Source organism: Pseudomonas sp. S2_F07 (assembly GCF_054668325.1).
In genome coordinates, this window is the sequence record NZ_CP162758.1 from 2,769,824 (window position 1) to 2,792,043 (window position 22,220).

At 61.1% G+C, this 22,220-nt stretch carries 20 protein-coding genes; 4 read left to right on the forward strand and 16 right to left on the reverse strand.

Translation table 11 applies throughout. The features are described from left to right. Position 1 precedes the first annotated feature (1 nt). From AB4O40_RS12360 to AB4O40_RS12375, 4 genes are all read left to right on the forward strand, one after another. Positions 2–679, forward strand: a complete 678-nt coding sequence (locus AB4O40_RS12360) for a heavy metal response regulator transcription factor (RefSeq protein WP_056726212.1) — start codon at positions 2–4, stop codon at positions 677–679. Further along, complete coding sequence (locus AB4O40_RS12365) at positions 669–2,033, forward strand: heavy metal sensor histidine kinase (RefSeq protein ID WP_056726213.1); 1,365 nt, start codon at positions 669–671, stop codon at positions 2,031–2,033. Before AB4O40_RS12360 ends, AB4O40_RS12365 begins: the two co-directional genes overlap by 11 nt. A gap of 123 nt (positions 2,034–2,156) precedes the next feature. Then, the gene (locus AB4O40_RS12370) at positions 2,157–2,381 is read left to right on the forward strand and encodes a hypothetical protein (RefSeq protein WP_056726214.1); all 225 of its coding nucleotides are present in this window, start codon (positions 2,157–2,159) and stop codon (positions 2,379–2,381) included. A 247-nt stretch (positions 2,382–2,628) separates the two neighbouring features. After that, a complete protein-coding gene (locus tag AB4O40_RS12375) occupies positions 2,629–4,131 on the forward strand; it encodes a sensor domain-containing diguanylate cyclase (protein ID WP_460160153.1) in 1,503 nt (500 codons plus the stop codon). A 170-nt stretch (positions 4,132–4,301) separates the two neighbouring features. Here the strand turns inward: AB4O40_RS12375 and lpxC are convergent, their stop codons facing one another. The 16 genes from lpxC to mraZ all read right to left on the reverse strand — a co-directional run bounded on the left by lpxC (position 4,302) and on the right by mraZ (position 22,135). Beyond that, entirely contained in the window at positions 4,302–5,213 is a 912-nt protein-coding gene (gene lpxC, locus AB4O40_RS12380; RefSeq protein ID WP_007916984.1) for a UDP-3-O-acyl-N-acetylglucosamine deacetylase, read from the reverse strand. A 112-nt stretch (positions 5,214–5,325) separates the two neighbouring features. Next, positions 5,326–6,519, reverse strand: a complete 1,194-nt coding sequence (gene ftsZ, locus AB4O40_RS12385; RefSeq protein ID WP_046041931.1) for a cell division protein FtsZ — start codon at positions 6,517–6,519, stop codon at positions 5,326–5,328. Positions 6,520–6,592: 73 nt separating this feature from the next. Beyond that, a complete protein-coding gene (gene ftsA / locus AB4O40_RS12390; RefSeq protein ID WP_007972611.1) occupies positions 6,593–7,852 on the reverse strand; it encodes a cell division protein FtsA in 1,260 nt (419 codons plus the stop codon). A gap of 15 nt (positions 7,853–7,867) precedes the next feature. Then, positions 7,868–8,737, reverse strand: a complete 870-nt coding sequence (locus AB4O40_RS12395; protein WP_056726216.1) for a cell division protein FtsQ/DivIB — start codon at positions 8,735–8,737, stop codon at positions 7,868–7,870. A gap of 4 nt (positions 8,738–8,741) precedes the next feature. Continuing rightward, on the reverse strand, positions 8,742–9,725 hold the full coding sequence (locus AB4O40_RS12400) for a D-alanine--D-alanine ligase (protein ID WP_056726217.1): 984 nt from the start codon (positions 9,723–9,725) through the stop codon (positions 8,742–8,744). Further along, positions 9,722–11,182 (reverse strand): UDP-N-acetylmuramate--L-alanine ligase, encoded by a 1,461-nt coding sequence (gene murC / locus AB4O40_RS12405; RefSeq protein WP_056726218.1) that lies wholly within the window; start codon positions 11,180–11,182, stop codon positions 9,722–9,724. Before murC ends, AB4O40_RS12400 begins: the two co-directional genes overlap by 4 nt. Continuing rightward, positions 11,175–12,245 carry an undecaprenyldiphospho-muramoylpentapeptide beta-N-acetylglucosaminyltransferase gene (gene murG, locus AB4O40_RS12410; RefSeq protein ID WP_223540972.1) on the reverse strand — a complete coding sequence of 357 codons (1,071 nt, stop codon included), beginning with the start codon at positions 12,243–12,245 and terminating at the stop codon, positions 11,175–11,177. Before murG ends, murC begins: the two co-directional genes overlap by 8 nt. Continuing rightward, positions 12,235–13,452, reverse strand: coding sequence for a putative lipid II flippase FtsW (gene ftsW / locus AB4O40_RS12415; protein ID WP_056726220.1), 1,218 nt, complete (start codon positions 13,450–13,452; stop codon positions 12,235–12,237). Before ftsW ends, murG begins: the two co-directional genes overlap by 11 nt. Continuing rightward, a complete protein-coding gene (murD, locus tag AB4O40_RS12420) occupies positions 13,449–14,795 on the reverse strand; it encodes a UDP-N-acetylmuramoyl-L-alanine--D-glutamate ligase (RefSeq protein ID WP_460054336.1) in 1,347 nt (448 codons plus the stop codon). Before murD ends, ftsW begins: the two co-directional genes overlap by 4 nt. Positions 14,796–14,801: 6 nt before the next feature. Further along, complete coding sequence (gene mraY / locus AB4O40_RS12425) at positions 14,802–15,884, reverse strand: phospho-N-acetylmuramoyl-pentapeptide-transferase (protein ID WP_008045924.1); 1,083 nt, start codon at positions 15,882–15,884, stop codon at positions 14,802–14,804. Beyond that, positions 15,884–17,251 (reverse strand): UDP-N-acetylmuramoyl-tripeptide--D-alanyl-D-alanine ligase, encoded by a 1,368-nt coding sequence (locus tag AB4O40_RS12430; protein WP_056726222.1) that lies wholly within the window; start codon positions 17,249–17,251, stop codon positions 15,884–15,886. The genes mraY and AB4O40_RS12430 overlap by 1 nt, the downstream gene beginning before the upstream one ends. Beyond that, positions 17,244–18,707, reverse strand: coding sequence for a UDP-N-acetylmuramoyl-L-alanyl-D-glutamate--2,6-diaminopimelate ligase (locus tag AB4O40_RS12435; protein WP_460054332.1), 1,464 nt, complete (start codon positions 18,705–18,707; stop codon positions 17,244–17,246). Before AB4O40_RS12435 ends, AB4O40_RS12430 begins: the two co-directional genes overlap by 8 nt. Then, entirely contained in the window at positions 18,707–20,446 is a 1,740-nt protein-coding gene (locus AB4O40_RS12440; RefSeq protein WP_173900782.1) for a peptidoglycan D,D-transpeptidase FtsI family protein, read from the reverse strand. The genes AB4O40_RS12435 and AB4O40_RS12440 overlap by 1 nt, the downstream gene beginning before the upstream one ends. Further along, a complete protein-coding gene (gene ftsL, locus AB4O40_RS12445; RefSeq protein ID WP_056726225.1) occupies positions 20,446–20,739 on the reverse strand; it encodes a cell division protein FtsL in 294 nt (97 codons plus the stop codon). Before ftsL ends, AB4O40_RS12440 begins: the two co-directional genes overlap by 1 nt. Further along, positions 20,736–21,683, reverse strand: coding sequence for a 16S rRNA (cytosine(1402)-N(4))-methyltransferase RsmH (rsmH, locus tag AB4O40_RS12450; RefSeq protein ID WP_056726226.1), 948 nt, complete (start codon positions 21,681–21,683; stop codon positions 20,736–20,738). The genes ftsL and rsmH overlap by 4 nt, the downstream gene beginning before the upstream one ends. After that, complete coding sequence (gene mraZ / locus AB4O40_RS12455; RefSeq protein WP_007917012.1) at positions 21,680–22,135, reverse strand: division/cell wall cluster transcriptional repressor MraZ; 456 nt, start codon at positions 22,133–22,135, stop codon at positions 21,680–21,682. The genes rsmH and mraZ overlap by 4 nt, the downstream gene beginning before the upstream one ends. Positions 22,136–22,220: the final 85 nt, after the last annotated feature.

Consider the following 22,220-nt stretch of genomic DNA (forward strand, 5'->3'; position numbering starts at 1 on the left):
CATGCGCGTTCTGATTATCGAAGACGAAGAAAAAACCGCGGACTATCTGCATCGCGGCCTGACGGAACAGGGTTTCACTGTGGATCTGGCCCGCGATGGCGTGGAAGGCCTGCACCTGGCGCTGGAGAGTGACTACGCGGTGATCGTCCTCGACGTGATGCTGCCGGGCCTCGACGGCTTCGGTGTGTTGCGCGCCCTACGTGCGCGCAAGCAAACCCCGGTGATCATGCTCACCGCCCGCGAGCGTGTGGAAGATCGCATCAAGGGCCTGCGCGAAGGCGCCGATGACTATCTGGGCAAACCGTTTTCCTTCCTGGAACTGGTGGCGCGCCTGCAAGCACTGACCCGCCGCAGCGGCGGCCATGAACCGGTGCAGGTGAGCATCGCCGACCTGTGGATAGATTTAATCAGCCGCAAGGCCACCCGCGCCGGTACACGCCTGGACCTGACCGCCAAGGAGTTCTCGCTGCTCAGCGTACTGGCCCGGCGCCAGGGTGAAATCCTCTCGAAAACCGCCATTGCCGAAATGGTCTGGGACATCAATTTCGACAGCGACGCCAACGTCGTCGAAGTCGCGATCAAACGCCTGCGGGCCAAGCTCGACGGGCCGTTCGAAGAGAAACTGCTGCACACCATTCGCGGCATGGGTTATGTGCTGGAGAGCCGTGGTGTCCAGTAACAGCATTGCCCTGCGCCTGAGCGGGATGTTCACGCTGGTGGCGCTGCTGGTGTTCCTGCTGATCGGCTGGGCGCTGTACCAGCAGGTCGACAAAGGCCTGGGCCTGCTGCCAGAAGCCGAGTTGGACGCACGCTACAGCGTGCTCGAATCCACGGTCGGCCGTTACGGCACGCCCGAGCACTGGGTGAAGATCAACAACAAGCTCAACCTGCTGAGCGAAGAAGACAAGCGCATCAGTTTCTGGATCATCAGTGGCGATCCACGCTACGAATACGGCAACCTGACCCCGCAGATCCGCGCCTTTGCCCAAGGGCCGCTGGGCACGCGCGACATGCATCTGCCGGACCACCCGTATCCGCTGAAAGTGCTGGTCAGCGAGTTCCCGGCCAAGGATCAGCGCCCGCCGCTGCGCTTTATGATCGCCATCGACACCGAAACGTTTTTCCATACCCAGCATCACCTGCTGGTCGCGCTGATCAGCCTGGCGATTGTCGGCGTGCTGCTGGCCTCGGCACTGGGTTATTGGGTGGCGCGGATCGGGCTCAAGCCGCTGATCAAACTGTCCCAGGAAGCCCAGCGCCTGGCTCCGCCGTTGCGCTCGGGACGCTTGCGATTGTCACCGTTACCGCCGGAACTCGATCAATTCGTCAGCTCGTTCAACTCGACCCTGGAACGGGTCGAGCAGGCCTACTCGCGCCTTGAATCGTTCAATGCCGACGTCGCCCACGAACTGCGCTCGCCACTGACCAACCTGATCGGCCAGACCCAGGTCGCGTTGACCCGCGGACGCTCCGCCGAGCATTACTTCGAAGTGCTGCAATCGAACCTCGAAGAGCTGGAGCGACTGCGTTCGATCATCAACGACATGCTGTTCCTGGCCAGCGCCGATCAGGGCAGCAAGGCGACCAAACTCACCTCGACCTCGCTGGCCGATGAGGTGGCCACGACCCTGGAATATCTGGATTTCATTCTCGAGGACGCTCAGGTTCAGGTCGAGGTCAGTGGTGACGCGCAGGTGCGGATCGAGATCGCCCATCTGCGCCGGGCATTGATCAACTTGTTGAATAATGCCGTACAGCACACCGCGCCCGGGCAGGTGATCCAGGTGCGGATCGAAGCCCAGGAGCATCAAGTCAGCATCGGCATCGCCAACCCCGGCTCGCCGATTGCCAGTGAACACCTGCCTCGCCTGTTCGAGCGTTTCTACCGGGTCGATGCCTCACGCAGCAACAGCGGCCACAATCACGGCTTGGGGCTGGCCATCGTCAAGGCGATTGCGCTGATGCATGGCGGCGATGTGTTCGTGCGCAGCGATCATGGGATGAATACCTTCGGTATCCATCTCCCGGTCTGACATACCTGCGATCTTTGCTTTTGCTGTAACAGTCCTTTCATGAATCCGCTCTTTTTCCCCTCGTCTCATATCCTTATCTTTGCCCGCACCAAACAGCACTTGCCAAGCAAGAAGGTTTCCAAGATGTCCAACAGTATGGGTATTGCCAGCGCTTTCGTTTTGTCCTCTTTGTTCCTGTCGCCATTGGCGATGGCGGAAGAATCGCAGACTTTCGTCGCGCATAACGCCGCACGTGCCGCGACGTTCGAAGAGCATCGGATCGAGATGACGGCCAAGGCTGCGCAAGACTCCCAAGTCCCGCAGGCATCCAGCATCCAGGCCAAGCCGCTGGTCGAGAAAGACAGCTGACCGGCACCGATCACTACCGTTTTCAACGACACTTTTGATCGGCTCTTCCCTTTGAAAAGTTGTCTCCAAAGCCGCTGTTGTCAGCGGCTTTTTTTATAGTGGCGACTCAGCCTTAATTACAATTTCTGCAACGAAAGTCACTGACGCCCGCGTCAACGGTCAATCGTTCGAGCAACAGGAAGGATTCACTCGGCTGCTACGTTTATGCAACTACGCTTAGAGCGTCCCTTTAGCAGACGTCAGCCCTATGACCGCAAGCCGCACCGCACATTTTCAAGGCCCGACCGGGCGACCCGAAATCATGGTGATCCTGGGCAGCACCCTGACAGTCATCTCGATCCTGTGCATCGTCACTTTCCTGCTGATCCGCGAACACGCCAACGCCCAGCAGACCGCCACCCGCAGCGCGACCACCATTGCGCAACTGATCGATGCCGACGTCCTGCGTACGGTCGAGCTCTATGACTTGACCTTGCAGGGCCTGATTGCCGCCGCCCAACGGGACGACCTTAAACAGGTTGCACCGCAGATCCGTCATCTGGTGTTGTTCGACCGCTCCACCACCACACGCTACAAGGGTGACATCCTGCTGCTGGACAAGCACGGCGACGTGCTCGCCGACTCATCATTGATCGAACCGAAACCGGGCAACTTCGCTGACCGCGATTACTTCCTGGCCCATGCCTTCAATCGCGACACCGGCATGTTTATCAGCCGGCCGTTCAAGCCACGGTGCGACTGCGATGACAGCGACGAATGGCGCATCAGTTTCAGCCGGCGCATTTCATCGCCCACGGGTGAATTCCTGGGGGTCGCGGTGGCGTCGATGCGCATGAGCTATTTCGATCAGCTGTTCAGCAGCCTCGACATCGGCAACGGCAGTACGCTGGGCATCATCAACGACGACGGGATCCTCCTGGCACAGAAACCGTACCGGGAACCCAACACCATCGGTAAAAGCCTCTCCAGCCGCCCCAACGTCGCACGCATGCTGCGCGAGCGCAGTGGCACCTTTGAAAGCGTGTCGAGTGTCGACCATCAACGGCGCCTGTACACCTTTACCCGGGTCGGCAATCTGCCGCTGACCGTCATCGTGGCCCTTTCCATCGACGAAGTGTTCGCTGCCTGGAACCGCACGGCCTACGCGATCAGCGGTGCAACAGGGGTTTTGTGCATCGGCCTGTTGTGGCTGACCTGGCTACTCTGCCGCGAGCTGCGACGGCGCCAAAATGCCGAGCAGGAATTGGCGCAACTGGCGGCCACCGATGCCTTGACGGGCGTGGCCAACCGTCGATCCCTTGACCAGACCCTGCGCCATGAATGGTTTCGCGCGCAGCGCAGCGGCAAGCCGTTGTCGTTGCTGATGATCGATGCCGATCACTTCAAGGCCTTCAATGACCGGCACGGGCATCAGGCCGGCGACGAAGCCTTGCGGGCGTTGGCCGAGGTCATCCGCGCCAATGTCCATCGCCCGGCGGATCTGGTGGCTCGTTATGGTGGCGAGGAGTTTTCAGTAGTCCTGGCTGAAACTGGCAGTGAAGGCGCGAAGCAAATCGCCGAACACATCCGCGAAGCGGTGCAGAAACTGCCACTAGTAGACCCTGGTGAGCCGCCGATGAGCGTGAGTATCGGTATTGCCACCTGGACGGCGGCCAGTGATATCAACCTGGAGCAATTGCTGTTCAGCGCGGACAAGGCGCTGTATCAGGCCAAGGAAGGGGGGCGTAACCGGGTTGTTTGTGCCAGTTGAATTCTATGCTGAATCGACTGGCCTCTTCGCGGGTAAGCCCGCACAGAGAAACGCGGTCAACTGTGGGAACGGGCTTGCTCGCGAAGAGGCCTTCACTGCCACCATGGAAATCAGGGCATAAAAAAAGGCCACCCGAAGGCAGCCTTTAAAAAACTAGAGAGGTTTTTTGCTTACACCGCCGCAACCGGGCGCATGTAAGAGATTGGTGCGGTGCTGGCGTCTTCGAACGTCACGACTTCCCAGGCATCTGTCTGCTCAATCAACTTGCGCAGCAGCTGGTTGTTCAGTGCGTGGCCGGACTTGAAGCCCTTGAACTCACCAATCAGGCTATTGCCCAGCAGGTACAGGTCGCCAATTGCATCGAGGATCTTGTGCTTCACGAATTCGTCTTCATAGCGAAGGCCGTCTTCGTTCAGTACGCCATCGGCGTCGACCACGATTGCGTTTTCAACGCTGCCGCCGAGTGCGAGGTTGTGCTTGCGCAGGTACTCGATGTCACTCATGAAACCGAAAGTACGGGCGCGGCTGACTTCTTTTACGAACGAAGTGCTGGAAAAATCCACGCTTGCACTTTGGGTGCGGTCCCGGAAAACCGGGTGATCGAAATCGATCTCGAAGCTCACCTTGAACCCTTCGAAAGGGACGAAAGTGGCGCGCTTGTCGCCGTCTTCCACTGTCACTTCACGCAGGATGCGGATGAATTTCTTGGCGGCGTCCTGTTCTTCCAGGCCTGCCGATTGAATCAGGAATACGAAAGGTCCAGCGCTGCCATCCATGATCGGGACTTCGGACGCGGAGAGCTCGACGTAGGCGTTATCGATGCCCAGGCCAGCCATGGCCGAGAGCAAGTGCTCTACCGTGTCCACTTTGACGTCGCCATTGATCAGCGTGGTCGACATAGTGGTTTCACCGACGTTTTCCGCGCGGGCAGGAATCTGCACCACGGGGTCGAGGTCAGCGCGACAAAACACAATGCCAGTGTCGACAGGCGCAGGCTTGAGGGTCAGGTAGACCTTCTCCCCGGAGTGCAGGCCTACACCTGTGGCACGGATAATATTTTTCAGTGTGCGTTGTTTAATCATGGCTTGGGCCGCTTCAGCGCAAATTGCGAACTGGTATCAACAAAGGCTGGCGATGATAGCAGACCGAGCCTTTGCTGAACACCAATCACCTTCATAGCCCTGATACATTCCATCAATCGGCCTGACGACGCAGGAAAGCCGGGATGTCCAGGTAGTCCAGGTCATCTTGCGGATTCATCTTCGCGGCAGTCGCAGCACCGGCCTGGGCCTGGTTGCGCATGACGGTCGGACGGTCCAGGTCACGGTAGTTCACCGCTGGAGCTTCCTGACGAACAGGGGCCTGTTGTTGTGGCTGTGCAGCCATCGAAGTGTGAACGGTGTTGTCGATGACCTTCACAGGCTTCTCGATTTTAGCGCCCAGACCTGTGGCAACGACAGTCACGTGCAACTCGTCACGCATGTCCGGATCGATAACGGTACCGACCTTGACCATCGCGTGCTCGGAAGCGAAGGCTTCGATGATGCTACCCACGTCGGAGTACTCGCCCAGGGACAGATCCGGACCGGCGGTAATGTTTACCAGGATGCCGCGAGCGCCTTGCAGGTTCACGTCTTCCAGCAGCGGGTTGCGAATGGCCGCTTCGGTGGCCTCGCGTGCACGGTTCGGACCGCTGGCGCAGCCAGTGCCCATCATTGCCATGCCCATTTCGCTCATCACGGTACGCACGTCGGCGAAGTCGACGTTGATCATGCCCGGACGCTTGATGATGTCGGAGATACCGCGAACGGCACCGGCCAGCACATCGTCGGCCTTGGCGAAAGCCGACAGCAGGCTTGCGTCTTTACCGAGGATGGTCAGCAGCTTCTCGTTGGGAATGGTGATCAACGAGTCGACGCTTTCAGACAGCAGACGGATGCCTTCGTCGGCGATCTGCATGCGCTTGCGGCCTTCGAACGGGAACGGACGGGTCACCACCGCAACGGTGAGGATCCCCATTTCCTTGGCCACTTCGGCGATGATCGGCGCAGCACCGGTACCGGTACCACCGCCCATGCCGGTTGTGATGAACACCATATTGGTGCCCTGCAGGACTTCGGCAATGCGCTCACGGTCTTCAAGAGCGGCCTGACGACCTACTTCAGGGTTGGCGCCGGCTCCCAGGCCTTTGGTCACGCCGGTACCCAGTTGCAGGATGGTCCGCGCGCCGATGGATTTCAGCGCCTGGGCATCAGTGTTGGCGCAGATGAACTCAACGCCTTCAATGTTGCTCTTGACCATGTGGTTGACAGCGTTGCCGCCGCCACCGCCGACACCGATAACTTTGATTACCGGGCTTGCGGGGATGTTGTCTACGAGTTCGAACATTTTCCCTCTCCTTTCAATTCTCTAGTTTTTTCGCCTACTGCGTGCTTCGGTGTAACGGTATTGCGGTAAATCTTCAGAAATTGCCCTGGACCCACTTCTTCAGGCGGTCCAGCAGCGGAGCCTGTGGCTCTTCATTGCTGTAGCTGTCGCGGCTGCCGATGCCCGAGAACGAGATGCCGTCGGACTGCTTCTGCAGGCCGTACATCAACAGGCCGACGCCCGTGGAATAGATCGGGTTGCGCACTACGTCATCCAGACCTTTCACGCCATGCGGCACGCCCAGGCGCACCGGCATGTGGAAGATTTCCTCGGCCAGTTCGGTAGCGCCTTCCATCTTCGCCGTACCGCCGGTCAGCACGATGCCGGCCGGGATCAGGTCTTCGTAGCCGCTGCGGCGCAGTTCGGCCTGGATCAGCGTGAACAGTTCGTCGTAGCGCGGCTCGACCACTTCGGCCAGGGCCTGGCGGGACAGTTCGCGCGGTGGACGGTCGCCAACGCTTGGCACCTTGATGGTTTCACCGGCACCGGCCAGCTTGGCCAGGGCGCAGGCGTAGCGGATCTTGATTTCTTCGGCGTACTGGGTCGGAGTGCGCAACGCCATGGCGATGTCGTTGGTCACCTGGTCGCCGGCAATAGGGATCACTGCGGTGTGACGGATCGCGCCTTCGGTGAAGATCGCGATGTCGGTGGTGCCGCCACCGATGTCCACCAGGCACACGCCCAGCTCTTTCTCGTCATCGGTCAGTACCGAATAGGCCGAAGCCAGCTGTTCGAGAATGATGTCGTCGATTTCCAGGCCGCAGCGGCGCACGCATTTTTCAATGTTCTGCGCGGCGTTGACGGCGCAGGTGACCACGTGGACCTTGGCTTCCAGACGTACGCCGGACATGCCCAGAGGCTCGCGAACGCCTTCCTGGTTATCGATCACGTAATCCTGCGGCAGGGTGTGCAGCACGCGCTGGTCAGCCGGGATCGCCACGGCCTGGGCAGCGTCGAGCACGCGCTCAAGGTCGGCCGAGCTGACTTCGCGATCACGAATCGCCACGATGCCGTGGGAGTTCAGGCTGCGGATGTGATTGCCGGCCACGCCGACGAACGCCGAGTGGATGCGGCAACCAGCCATCAGCTGCGCTTCTTCGATGGCGCGCTGGATCGATTGCACGGTGGACTCGATGTTCACCACCACGCCTTTTTTCAGGCCACGGGACGGATGGGTACCGATCCCGACGATTTCCAGCGTGCCGTCGTCCGCGACCTCGCCCACCAGCGCCACCACCTTGGAGGTGCCGATATCGAGACCGACGATCATTTTGCCGCTTTGCACGTTTGCCATGGGTCCTGCCTCTTCTTAATTCTTCGCGACAGCGGGTTGGGCTGCCGTGGGCGCTACAGGTTCCCGCCAGCCAACAGCGAGGCCGTTGGCGTAGCGCAGATCGATGCGCGCAATGTTCGTAATCTGTTCTTTAAGCGTCTTGTCATAGATGGCGATGAAACGGCGCATCTTTTCCACCTGGTTGCCGCGTCCCAGCAGCAGTTCGATCCCGGGACCCGCGCTGCCGGGGCCGGTGGTCAGGAACCAGCTGCCGCGATCACGCAGTTCCAGGCGTGCAATCGAGAAGCCCAGCGGCCTGAGCATCTGGCTCAGCACCTGGTATTGCTGCATTACCTGCTGCTGGGCCCGCAGTGGGCCGAACAGCTGTGGCAGGTGTTCATAGTTCGCCAACTCGCGCGGCGTGAAGGCCTGGCCCTGGTTGTTCAACAGCGACTCGTCGCCCCAACGGGCCACCGGCAGTTGTTCTTCCAGGCGGATCACCACTTGATCCGGCCATACCCTGCGCACTTCGGCGTGGGCAATCCATGGCATCGTTTCAAGTTCGGTGCGCATGCTCGCCAGGTCGATGGTGAAGAAGCTCGACGCCACGTAAGGGGCGATCCGTTGCTGCACCGCTTGCTGGCTGATGTAACTCAAGTCGCCCTGCACGTTGACCTTGGTGATCGGTCGGTCGGCATACGGCAACAGCCGTGTCGCGCCTTCGTAAGTACCGAACCCCAGGGCCACCAGCAGTACCGGCCAGAACAACGCTTTGAGAAAACCGAAGTTGGCTTTCGGCAGGCGCGCGGACATCGGCTCTTTGGCCACCATTCGGCTGGCACCCCGCGGTACCGGCTTGCGGCCGGTCGGTACGGTGGGCTGATGTCTGAGCTGAGCGCCTTGCATGGCCTTAACCTCTCATTGACTCTTGGTTACCGGCAGTCTTGCCGACAACGCTCTCGGCCAGAATGGCCAGGACCAGTTGCTGGAAATCCAGACCGGCGGCACGGGCCGCCATCGGCACCAGGCTGTGATCGGTCATGCCCGGTGCGGTGTTGACTTCCAGGAACCAGAACTGCCCGTCGGCGTCCTGCATCACGTCTGCCCTGCCCCAACCGGCGATACCCAGCGCTTCACAGGCTTTCGCCGTGAGGTCCATGAGTTCCTTTTCCTTGGCACTGTCCAGACCGCACGGAATGCGGTACTGGGTATCGTTGGCGATGTATTTGGCGTCGTAGTCGTAGAAGCTGTGCGTCGTGCCCAGGGCAATCGGTGGCAACACCTGGTCACGCAGGGTGGCGATGGTGAACTCCGGACCGTGAATCCATTGCTCGACCAACACTTGCGAATCGTAGGTACTGGCCGCTTTCCATGCGTCGATCAATTCGGACGCGGAACTCACTTTGGCCATCCCGATACTTGAACCTTCATGGGCCGGTTTGACGATCAAAGGGAAGCCCAGTTCCGTCGCCGCCGAAATACAATCGGCCTCGCTGCAAAGGACTGCGTGACGAGGGGTCGGAATGCCCAGGCTGTGCCAAACCTGCTTGGTGCGCAGCTTGTCCATGGCCAGGGCCGACGCCAGGATGCCGCTACCGGTGTACGGAATGCCCAGGCATTCGAGCAGGCCCTGCATGCTGCCGTCTTCACCGCCACGACCGTGGAGGATGATGAAGGCGCGGTCGATCTTTTCGCTCTGCAGACGCTGCAGCAGGTCATCGCCCACGTCGAGGCCGAACGCGTCCACACCGGCGGTTTGCAGTGCGTCCAGAACAGCGTTGCCGGATTTCAGGGACACTTCGCGCTCGGCGCTCTTGCCGCCGAACAGCACAGCGACGCGGCCGAAGTCTTTCGGCGCGATCGTGGAGACCAGGTTGGCGTAGGCAGCACTCATTTCAACTTCCCCTTCTCCGGCGCGGCAACGGCACCGGCGAACAACTCACTTTTCAACAGTTTTGGTGCGAGACCGCCGATATCGCCGGCGCCCTGGCACAGCAGGATGTCGCCGGCACGCAACAGTGGCTTGACCACTGGCGCGAGGTCGACACCACGCTCGATGTAGATCGGGTCAAGCTGGCCACGCTGACGGATGCTGTTGCACAGCTTGCGGCTGTCGGCCCCCGGAATCGGCTCTTCGCCGGCCGGATAGACTTCCATCAGCAGCAGGACGTTGGCGTCGGCCAGTACATTGACGAAATCGTCGTACAAGTCACGGGTGCGGCTGTAACGGTGCGGCTGGTAGACCATCACCAGGCGGCGCTCCGGCCAGCCACCGCGTACGGCCTTGATCACGGCCGCGACTTCCGTCGGGTGGTGACCGTAGTCATCGACCAGCATCACATTGCCGCCCTCCACCGGCAGTTCGCCGTAGACCTGGAAGCGGCGGCCGACACCCTGGAACCCGGACAGGCCCTGGACGATGGCTTCATCGCTGACGCCTTCGTCGGTGGCGATGCAGATGGTCGCCAGTGCGTTCAATACGTTGTGGTTGCCCGGCATGTTGACCGAAACATCCAGCGGCTCGCGGTCAGGGCGCAGCACGGTGAAGAAGGTCTGCATGCCTTGCTGGCGCACGTTGATGGCGCGCACGTCACAGTCTTCGCCGAAACCATAGGTGACCGTCGGGCGTTTGACCTGCGGGAGGATTTCACGCACCACCGGATCGTCCAGGCACACCACCGCCAGACCATAGAACGGCAGGTTGTGGAGGAATTCGACGAAGGTTTTCTTCAGTTTGTTGAAGTCACCGTCGTAGGTCGCCATGTGGTCGGCGTCGATGTTGGTGACCACGGCCACCAGCGGCTGCAGGTGCAGGAAGCTGGCGTCGCTTTCGTCGGCTTCGGCAATCAGGTAGCGGCTGGTGCCGAGCTGGGCATTGGTGCCCGCGGCGTTCAGGCGTCCACCGATCACGAATGTCGGGTCCAGGCCACCGGCGGCGAACACCGAAGCGATCAGGCTGGTGGTGGTGGTTTTACCGTGGGTACCGGCCACGGCGATGCCGTGGCGATAACGCATCAGTTCGGCCAGCATTTCCGCACGCGGCACCACCGGGATACGGCGTTCCAGCGCGGTAGCGACTTCCGGGTTGGAGGTGTTCACGGCGCTCGACACCACCAGCACGTCAGCGGCCGCGGCGTTCTCGGCGCGGTGGCCGATGAAGATCTGCGCACCGAAGGACTCCAGACGCTCGGTCACCGGCGATGCCTTCAGGTCAGAGCCGGACACGGCATAACCCAGGTTCAGCAGCACCTCGGCAATCCCGCACATGCCCACACCGCCGATACCGACGAAGTGGATGCGGCGGATGCGGCGCATTTCCGGTTGCGGCATGGCTTTCTGACTCTCAACCATGGGCCACCTCCAGGCAGCTATCGACCACGTTACGGGTGGCATCGGGTTTGGCCAGGCGGCGTGCCGCGGCGGCCATTTCGTTGAGTCGTTGTGGTTGCATCAGGACCTCTGTCAGGCGAGCGGCAAGATCCGCTGCGCCGGTCGTTCTTTGTGGCATCAGGAAGGCTGCGCCTTCACGGGCCAAATATTCGGCGTTGCGGGTCTGGTGATCGTCGATGGCGTGAGGCAAAGGCACCAGCATCGAGGGCAGACCGGCGGCGGCCAGTTCACTGATGGTCAGCGCGCCTGCGCGACATACCACCAGGTCGGCCCAGCTGTAGGCTTGGGCCATGTCTTTGATGAAGGGCTGCACCTGCGCCTCGACGCCAGCCGCGCGATAGCGCTCTGCAGTCACTTCATCGTGGTTTTTGCCGGCCTGATGGAACACTTCCGGACGCAAGTCGACAGCGACTTGCGACAGGGCTTCAGGCAGCAATTTGTTCAACGGTTCTGCGCCCAGGCTTCCGCCCAGGATCAGCAAACGCGCCTTGCGACCGGCCAGGGCAGGTCGCGATGTTTCGAGGAACAGCTCGGTGCGCACCGGATTACCGGTGGTCCGGCGGCTGTCCGACAGGGTAAAGGTGTCGGGGAACGCTTCACAGACTCGGGCGGCCAACGGCACCAGCAACCGATTGGCGGTACCGGCCACGGCGTTCTGTTCGTGAACGATCACCGGCACACCGGCCAGTTTTGCCGCGACGCCGCCAGGACCGGTCACAAAGCCACCAAAACCCACGACACAGACCGGTTGCAGACGGCGAATGATCGCCCGCGCCTGCCAGACTGATTTGAGCAACATGAACGGTGCCTTGAGCAGGGACAATTTGCCCTTGCCCCGCAGACCGCTGGCATTGATCCGATGCAGTTCGATACCGGCCGCCGGCACCAGATCGTTCTCGATCCCACGCGGGGTGCCGAGCCAGTGCACGGTATAGCCGCGCGCCTGGAATTCGCGGGCACAGGCCAGCGCCGGGAACACGTGGCCACCGGTGCCGCCAGCCATGATCATGACGTTAGCGCCCATGGTTCGGCTCCTCGGCGAAGTCGCTCTCATGGAACTCCATCTCTTCACTGCCCAAGTGGGTTCGACTTTCCCACTCGATGCGCAGCAACAAGCCGAGACAGGCACAGCAGATCACCAACGAACTACCGCCATAACTGAGGAATGGCAGGGTCAGACCCTTGGTCGGCAGCAGACCGACATTCACGCCGATGTTGATCAGGAACTGGCCGATCCACAGGAACGACAGGCCGTATGCCACATAAGCTGCAAAAAACTGCTTGGCCTTTTCAGCCCACAAACCGATGTACATGCCACGAATACACACGAAGACGAACAGTGCCACGGTGCACAACGACCCCACTGCACCCAGCTCTTCGGCCAGGACCGAGAACACGAAGTCAGTGTGGGCTTCGGGCAGGTAGAACTGCTTCTGCACGCTGTTGCCCAGGCCGACGCCCAGCCATTCGCCGCGACCGAAAGCGATCAAGGCCTGGGACAGCTGATAGCCGGCGCCGAACTGGTCGGCCCACGGGTCGGCAAAGTTGGTCAGGCGCGCCATTCGATAGGGCTGCATTTGAATCAACAGCACCACCGCGCCGACGGCCAGGACCACCATCAGGGAAAAACGGAACAGCCCGACCCCGCCGAGGAACAGCATCGCCGCCGCAGCACCCATCATCACGACGGTGGCACCGAAGTCCGGTTCCATCAGCAGCAGGCCCGCCATCGGCAGCAGCACGATGAACGGCTTGAAGAAGCCCATCCAGCTTTCGCGCACTTCTTTCTGGCGACGCACCAGATAACCGGCGAGGTAGATCACCACGAACACCTTGGCGATCTCGGAAGGCTGGACGTTGAAGAAACTGAAGCCGATCCAGCGCATCGAGCCGTTAACCTCACGGCCGATCCCCGGAATGATCACCATCACCAGCAAGCCGAACGCCCCCAGCAGCATCAGCCAGCCCAGGCGTTGCCAGGTGGCAATCGGGATCATCATGGTGACGATGCAGGCACCCAGGCCCAACACCACGTAAATAAGGTGGCGGATCATGTAGTACAGGGCGCTGCCCGACTGTACGGCCGCCACTTCGGTCGATGCCGAGGCGATCATGATCAGCCCCAGGCCGAGCAGCGTCAGGCAACCGGCGAGCATCGGGAAGTCGAGGTCGATACCGCGCCCGGTGATGAGCGGCGATGGATACGGCTTGATGATGCCTTTGAGGCTCATGCCAGATCCTCCACGGCTTGGACGAACTGGTGGCCACGGTCTTCGTAGTTCTTGAACATGTCGAAACTGGCGCAGGCTGGCGACAGCAACACCACATCGCCCGGCTGGGCTGCGGCGCGGCATTGCTCGATAGCTTCGATCAGGGTGCCGGCGCGGATCAGCGGTACGGCATCGCCGATGGCTTCGCCGATCTTGTCGGAGTCACGGCCCATCAGGACCACGGCACGGCAGTTGGCCGCCACCGGATCGCGCAGATCCTTGAACTCGGCACCCTTGCCGTCGCCACCGGCGATCAGCACGACCTTGCCGTCAATGTCCGCGCCCAGGCCTTCGATGGCCGCCAGCGCGGCACCGACGTTGGTGGCCTTGGAATCGTTGTAGTAGCCCACGCCGTCGAGGTCACGGACCCACTGGCAGCGGTGCTCGAGACCGGCGAAGGTGCGCAGGGCCGAGAGCATGGCGTCGAACGGCAGGCCGACCGCATGACCCAGGGCCAGGGCGGCAAGGGCGTTGGACTGGTTGTGGGCGCCGCGAATCTTCAATTCGCGCACCGGCATCAGGTTCTGGAATTCGAAGGCCAGGTATTTCTCGCCCTCTTCTTCACGGATGCCGAAGGCTTTGAAATCGGGTTTGCTCAGGCCGAAGGTCCAGCACGGCTGGCCCTCGCCCATCAACGGACGACTCAAAGCGTCCTGGCGATTGACCACGAACTGCCCGGCACCCCGGAAGATCCGGTGCTTGGCCAGGTGGTAGGCCGGCAGACCGCTGTAACGGTCCATGTGGTCTTCGCTGACGTTGAGCACGGTCGCCACTTCGGCGTTGAGCTGATCGGTGGTTTCCAGCTGGAAACTCGACAGCTCCATCACGTACAACTCGATGTCGTCGCTAAGCAAATCCAACGCCGGGATACCGAGATTGCCACCGACGGCAACACGTTTGCCGGCCGCAGCCGCCATCTCGCCGACCAGCGTGGTGACGGTGCTTTTCGCGTTGGAACCGCTGATGGCCACGATCGGCGCCTTCGCGTTACGCGCGAACAGCTCGATGTCGCCGGACAACTTCACGCCACGGGCGGCGGCAGCCTGCAGGGCCGGGGTCGCCAGCGCCAGGCCGGGGCTCACGTAGAGCTCGTCGGCACGGCACAGGAATTCGACGTCCAGCTCGCCACAACGCACTTCCACGTGGGGATAGTCACGCTTGAGCGTGGCCAGTTCCGGTGGATTTTCCCGCGTATCGGCCACGGCAAACGCCACGCCCTGGTTCGCCAGGAAGCGAACCAGGGACATGCCGCTCTTGCCGAGGCCGACAACGATGCGGAAGTGGTCAGAAGCGATCAGAGACACGTGTTTCTACCTCAGCTTCAGGGTGGCAAGGCCGACCAGCACGAGAATCACGGTGATGATCCAGAAACGGACGATCACGCGCGGCTCGGGCCAACCCTTGAGTTCAAAGTGGTGGTGAATGGGCGCCATGCGGAATACGCGGCGACCGGTCAGTTTAAAAGAGGCGACCTGAATGACGACTGACAGCGTTTCCATCACGAACACACCGCCCATGATGAAGAGGACGATTTCCTGACGGACGATCACCGCGATGGTGCCCAGGGCCGCGCCCAGCGCCAGTGCGCCGACGTCACCCATGAAGACTTGTGCCGGATAGGTGTTGAACCAGAGGAAGCCCAGGCCCGCTCCGATCAGTGCGCCACAGAACACGATCAACTCACCGGCGCCCGGTACGTAAGGAATCAGCAGGTATTCGGCGAATTTCACGTTACCCGACAGGTAGCAGAAAATGCCCAGGCCACCACCGACCATCACGGTCGGCATGATCGCCAGGCCGTCGAGGCCGTCGGTCAGGTTGACCGCGTTGCTCGAACCGACGATCACAAAGTAGGTCAGCACGATGAAACCGGCGCCCAGCGGAATGCTGTAGTCCTTGAGCATCGGCAGGATCAGGGTGGTTTCCACTGGCGTGGCGGCAGTCATATAAAGGAAGACCGCTGCCCCCAGACCGAACACCGATTGCCAGAAATATTTCCAGCGGCTCGGCAAGCCACGGGAGTTCTTCTCGATGACCTTGCGGTAGTCGTCGACCCAGCCGATGGCGCCGAACAGCAGGGTCACCAGCAACACGACCCAGACATAGCGGTTGCTCAGGTCAGCCCACAGCAGGGTGCTGACACCGATGGACGACAGAATCAGCGCACCGCCCATGGTCGGTGTACCCGACTTGGACAGGTGCGACTGCGGGCCGTCGTTGCGAACGGATTGACCGATCTGACGGTTCTGCAACGTGCGGATCATCCATGGGCCATAGCACAGCGACAAGACCAGCGCGGTCAGTACACCGAGAATCCCGCGCAGGGTCAGGTACTGGAAGACCGCGAAGCCTTTGTAGAACTGTTGCAGATACTCCGCTAGCAGCAGCAGCATTAATGTTTCTCCAGACTGGACCCGCACAAGGCGGCAACGACGTTTTCCATCGCAGCGCTGCGCGACCCCTTGATCAAAATGGTGGTGTTTGTATCTTGCTCGGCGCCCAGGGCCTTGATCAGTTCAGCCTGCGTGCTGAAGTGAAAAGCCTGTGGACCGAATGCGTTCACGGCGTGAGCCATCATTGGCCCAACGGCGTACAGCGCAGAAACCTTGCCACGGGCGTACTCGCCCACGTCGCGGTGCCCCTGCTCCGCCCATTCGCCCAACTCGCCGATATCCCCGAGCACCAGGACGGTGCGACCGGAAAAGCCGGCCAGTATATCAACGGCAGCGCACATGGAGGTGGGGTTGGCGTTATAAGTGTCATCGATCACGCGCATGCCATTGCTGGCCAGTTGCGCGACGGTGCGGCCCTTGACCGGTTGCACCGCACCAAGGCCGGTGGCGATACCGAACAGCGACACGCCCAAGGCATGAGCAGCAGCGGCGGCAGCCATGGCATTGGCGACGTTATGGGTGCCAAGCAGGTTCAGTTGCACGCGCTCCACACCTTCAGGGCTGTGCAGGTTGAATGCCGGGCAGCCACGAGCATCGGTGGCCAGGTCACTGGCATGGAAATCGGCGCTGGAGTTGCTCAACGCAAACGTCAGCACTTTGCGGTCGCCGGCGCGGGCCTTCCAGATCCCGAATGCCTTGTCGTCGAGATTGAGAACGGCGACGCCATCGGCATCCAGCCCTTCGATAATCTCGCCCTTGGCTTCGACGATTTTTTCCGGACCGCCGAACTCGCCGACGTGGGCGGTCCCGGCATTGTTGAGAATGGCCACGTGCGGCCTGGTCAGGCCGACGGTGTAGGCAATTTCGCCCAGGCGCGAAGCACCCAACTCGATCACGGCAGCGGTGTGCTCCGGCGCCAGTTCGAGCAAGGTAAGCGGTACGCCGAGGTCGTTGTTCAGGTTGCCACGCGTGGCCAGCACCGCGCCGCGCGTGCGCAGGATGCTCGCAAGCATCTCCTTGACCGTGGTCTTGCCGCTGGAACCGGTGACGGCCGCGACCGGATGGGTGTAGGCGGCGCGATTCAGCGCACCCAATTGACCCAACGCCTGGCGGGTGTCGCTGACCAGCAACTGCGGCAGCGTGCTGTCGGCCACTTCACGTTCGACCAGCGCAGCCACGGCGCCCTTGGCGGCGACATCATTGAGATAGTCATGACCGTCAAAACGCGGACCGGTCAGGGCAATAAACAGTTGGCCCGGCTTGATCGCGCGGCTGTCGATGCTGACGCCGTCGAAGCTGGCATCGGCGGACACCAGGCGAGCATTCAGCGCAGCGGTCAGTTCACTCAGCTTCAAGGCCTTAAGCATGGGCCACCTCCCACGCGGTCAAGGCGTGATCGGCCTCGACCAGATCGGAAAAGGCATGACGCTCGCCGTTGATTTCCTGATAGTCCTCGTGACCTTTACCGGCCAGGACAATCACGTCATCCGCCGAGGCACTGGCGATCAGCCGGGCAATCGCCTGACCACGACCGGCAACGAACTCCACTTTATCCGCAGCCGTGAAACCGGCGCGGATGTCATCGAAAATCACCGATGGATCTTCAGTGCGCGGATTGTCATCGGTCACCAGCACGCCATCGGCCAGGCGCTCAACCACTTCGGCCATCAACGGACGCTTGCCGCGATCGCGGTCGCCGCCACAGCCGAACAGGCACAGCAACCGGCCCTTGGCGTGTGGACGCAGGGCCAGCAATACTTTTTCCAGGGCATCCGGAGTGTGGGCGTAATCGACCACCACCAGCGGCTGCGAGCCACCGCCCAGACGCTGCATGCGACCGGCAGGGCCTTCAAGCTTCGGCAGGACCGTGAGGATTTCGTCCAGGGCGTAATCCAGACCGAGCAACGCGCCGACCGCGGCCAGGACATTGCTCAGGTTGAAGCGACCGAGCAAGGTGCTGCGCAAGTGGTGCTCGCCCTGTGGCGTGACCAGCGTGGCGCGCACGCCTTCGTCGTCGAATTGCGCCTGACGGCAATACAGGTAGGCACTGGAATCTTCCAGGCTGTAGGTGATCACCCGCGACTCGCGCTTGTCGGCGGCCAGTTGCCGGCCGAACTTGTCGTCGAGGTTGACCACGCGGCATTTCAAGTCATTCCAGTCAAATAGCCGGGCCTTGGCTTCGCCATAAGCCTGCATGGTGCCGTGATAATCCAGGTGATCGCGAGACAAGTTGGTCATCACAGCCACATCGAACGCCAGTGCAGTCACACGGCCCTGGTCCAGGCCATGGGAAGAAACCTCCATCGCCACGGCTTTGGCGCCGGCCTTTTTCAGGTCCGCCAGGGTCGCTTGCACAGCAATCGGGTTTGGCGTGGTGTGCAGGCCGCTTTCCAGCGCGCCGTAGAAACCCGAACCGAGCGTGCCGACCAGACCGCAGTGCTGACCGAGCAGATCCAGCGCCTGGGCAACCAATTGCGTCACGCTGGTCTTGCCGTTGGTGCCGGTCACGCCCACCAGGTTCAGGTGATGGCTCGGCTCGCCATAAAAGCGCCCGGCGATGTCCGACAGCTGAGCCGCCAGACCTTTGACCGGAATCAGTGGCACTTCAGTGATCGGCAGGACCGTGGCGCCTTCTACTTCATAGGCCACCGCGGCTGCACCGCGCTGCAAGGCGTCGGCAATATGCGCGCGCCCATCGAACTTCCCGCCTGGCACGGCGAGGAACAGATCGCCCGCGCGCACATTGCGGCTGTCCAGGGCGAGTTCGCGAATCAGCAAATCGTGGCCGGCATGAGGGAAAATCTTGTTCAGGCTCAGAGACATCAGCCGCGCCCTCCATTGGCTTTCAGCGGAACGACCGGTGTTGCGTTCGCTTGTTGAGTTGGTGGCAGGTTGTCCGGCGTGATGTTCATCAGGCGCAGGGTGCCCGACATCACGCGACTGAACACCGGCGCGGAAACCAGGCCACCGAAGTAACCGGCCTTGGTCGGCTCGTCGATTACGACCACTATGGCGTAACGCGGATCGCTCATCGGGCCGAAGCCGGCGAACAGCGAACGGTAGGAGTTCTCGGCGTAACCCTTGGTGCCGACCGAGGTTTTGCGCGCAGTACCCGACTTGCCGCCCACGTGATACGCCGGTACCTGCGCACGGAACACACCGCGCGGGGCTTCGATCACTTGTTGCAGCATGCCTTGCATGGTTTTCGCGACCGCCTCCGGCAACACCTGGGTGGTTTGCGGCGCCTTGTCGGTCTTGATCAGGGTCAGCGGTGCGAGGCGACCATTGTTGGCCAGGGCCGAGAAGGCATGGACCAGCTGGATCGCTGTCACGGAAACACCGTAGCCATAGGACAGCGTCGCGGTCTCGGCCTTACGCCACTCGCGGTAGTTCGGCAGGTTGCCGACACGCTCGCCCGGGAAGCCCAGGCCGGTGTCCTGGCCGAGCCCGACTTTCTGCGCCAGACGGAAAATGGTTTCGCCGCCGATATCGAACGCGACCTTGCTCATGCCGACGTTACTGGAATTGATCAGAATGCCGGTCAGGTCGAGCACCGGGCCTTCGGTCTTGGATACGTCCTTGATGGTGTACTTGCCAATCTGCAGGGAGCCCGGATACACCTCGACGGTGTCGCTCGGCTTCCAGCGGCCGGTTTCGATGGCAGCGCTCATCGAGATCGCTTTCATGGTCGAGCCTGGCTCGAACACGTCGATCATGGCGCGGTTACGCATCATCGCCGGCTGCAGGTTGCGGCGATTGTTCGGGTTGTAGGTCGGCTGGTTGACCATCGCGAGAATCTCGCCGGTCTTCACGTCCATGATCACCAGGCTGCCGGCCTTGGCGCCGTTCTCGATGATCGCGTTACGCAACTCGCGGTTGGCCAGGTATTGCAGGCGCAGGTCAATGGACAACGCCAAGGGCTTTCCGGCCTTGGCGTTTTTGGTGACCTGGACATCCTTGATCAACCGGCCGCGCCGGTCCTTGATGACTTGTCGTTTACCCGGCACCCCGGCCAGCCATTCGTCATAGGCCAGTTCGATACCTTCCTTTCCATGGTCATCGATGTCGGTAAAGCCGACCATATGCGCGGTCACTTCACCGGCCGGATAGAAACGGCGGAACTCTTCGATGCCATAGACGCCTGGCACTTTCAGATCGAGCACGGCCTGGCCCTGCTCAGGCGTCAGCCCGCGCACCAGGTAAATGAATTCTTTATTGGCTTGCGCTTCAAGGCGCTCGGCCAAGGCTTTAGGGTCTTGCCCCAGCGCAGCGGCCAATGCTGGCCACTTCTCTTTGGCCGTTTGCATCTCCTTGGCATTGGCCCAAAGGGTGGTGACAGGAGTACTCACGGCCAATGGCTCGCCGTTACGGTCGGTGATCAGACCACGGTGAGCCGGAATCGGAATATGACGAACACTGCGGGCATCGCCCTGACCTTTAAGGAAGGCGCGGTCGACCACTTGCAAATCGATGATGCGCCAGGCAATCGCGGCCACCATTATCCCTAGCAAACCCAGCACCACGCGGAACCGCCAAGGAAAGAGTGCACCTTCGAGTTTCATCATGGCGCCACCATCTTCACGTCAGCGGCACCGGGGATGTGCATTTTCAATTGTTCGGTGGCCAGCACTTCGATACGGCTGTGGGCGGTCCAGGTGCTCTGCTCCAGAATCAACCGGCCCCACTCCGCCTGCGCCTTGTCGCGCACGCTCAGTTCGTTGTACAGCGAATTCAATAGCTGACGGTTCCAGTGCGCGCTGTAGGACACGCCGATGGCCGACACGAGCACGCCGACAAACAGCAGCAGCATGAAGAAGCTTCCGCCGGGCAATGGCTTGGCGAAAAGCCTGCTCACCGCAGCTTCTCCGCCACACGCATGACAGCGCTACGGGAACGTGGGTTGGCTTTGAGTTCGGCGTCGGAGGCCGTCTGCGCTTTGCCATGGACTTTGATTTTCGGTTCGAAGGCGACATGCCGAACCGGCAGGTTGCGCGGCAGGTTGTCGGCTTCGCCTTTGACCAGCTTGCGCATGAACAGTTTGACGATACGGTCTTCAAGGGAGTGGAAGCTGATCACCACCAGGCGACCACCCACTTCCAGGCATTCCAGAGCGGCTTCGAGGCCGGTTTCCAGATCACCCAGTTCGTTGTTGACGTGAATACGCAATCCCTGGAACGCGCGGGTTGCAGGGTTCTTGCCCTTTTCCCACGCCGGGTTGGCGACCTTCAGGACTTCTGCCAGGTCACCGGTACGCTCGAATGGCCTGATGTCGCGGCGCTCGGCCACGGCACGGGCCATGCGACCGGAGAAACGCTCTTCGCCGTATTCCTTGAACACCCGGGCGATTTCCTCCACGGGCGCGGTGTTGACGAATTCGGCGGCGCTGATGCCACGGGACGGATCCATGCGCATGTCCAGCGGGCCGTCATTGAGGAAGCTGAAGCCGCGCTCAGGATCATCGAGCTGTGGCGAAGACACCCCCAGATCCAGCAGCACGCCGCTGACCTTGCCGGCCAGACCGCGTTCGGCGACTTCCGAACCGAGCTCGGCAAAGCTGCGCTGCACAACGACAAAGCGGCCGTCTTCGGCCGCTAGCGCTTGCCCGGTGGCAATCGCTTGTGGATCCTTATCGAATCCGAGCAACCGACCATCGGGTCCGAGCTGGCTGAGGATCAACCGGCTGTGTCCGCCGCGCCCGAACGTACCGTCCAGATAGCAGCCATCAGGACGTACGGCGAGAGCCTCGACGGCTTCGTCAAGCAGTACGGTGATGTGGTTAAAGCCGCTATCAATAGTCACAGGATCAAATCACGCAGTTCATCAGGCATCGCGCCCGGTTGTTGAATGGCAGCCAGGTCAGCGGCAGAAACCGCGTTCCAGGCATCCTCGTCCCACAATTGGAACTTGTTCAGTTGGCCTACCAACATCGCGCGCTTATCCAACTTGGCATATTCACGAAGACGCGGTGGAACCAGAAAACGACCACTGCCATCGAGCTCGAGGTCGACGGCATTACCAATCAGTAAACGTTGCAGGCGACGGTTCTCTTCGCGAAGCGAAGGCAATGCGCGCAGTTTGGTTTCAATAATTTCCCACTCATCGAGGGGGTAAACACACAAACAAGGATCAACGGCATCAATTGTCACGATCAATTGACCGGAGCTACGCGAATCGAGCTCGTCACGGTACCGGCTCGGCATAGCGAGACGGCCCTTTGCATCGAGACTGATAGCGTTGGCTCCGCGAAACACGTCAGCGTTTCTCCAAATTCTAGCGTTTTGAGTTCAAAAAACCCACTTCATGCCACTTTCCGCCACTTGCGCACACTATAGGAAT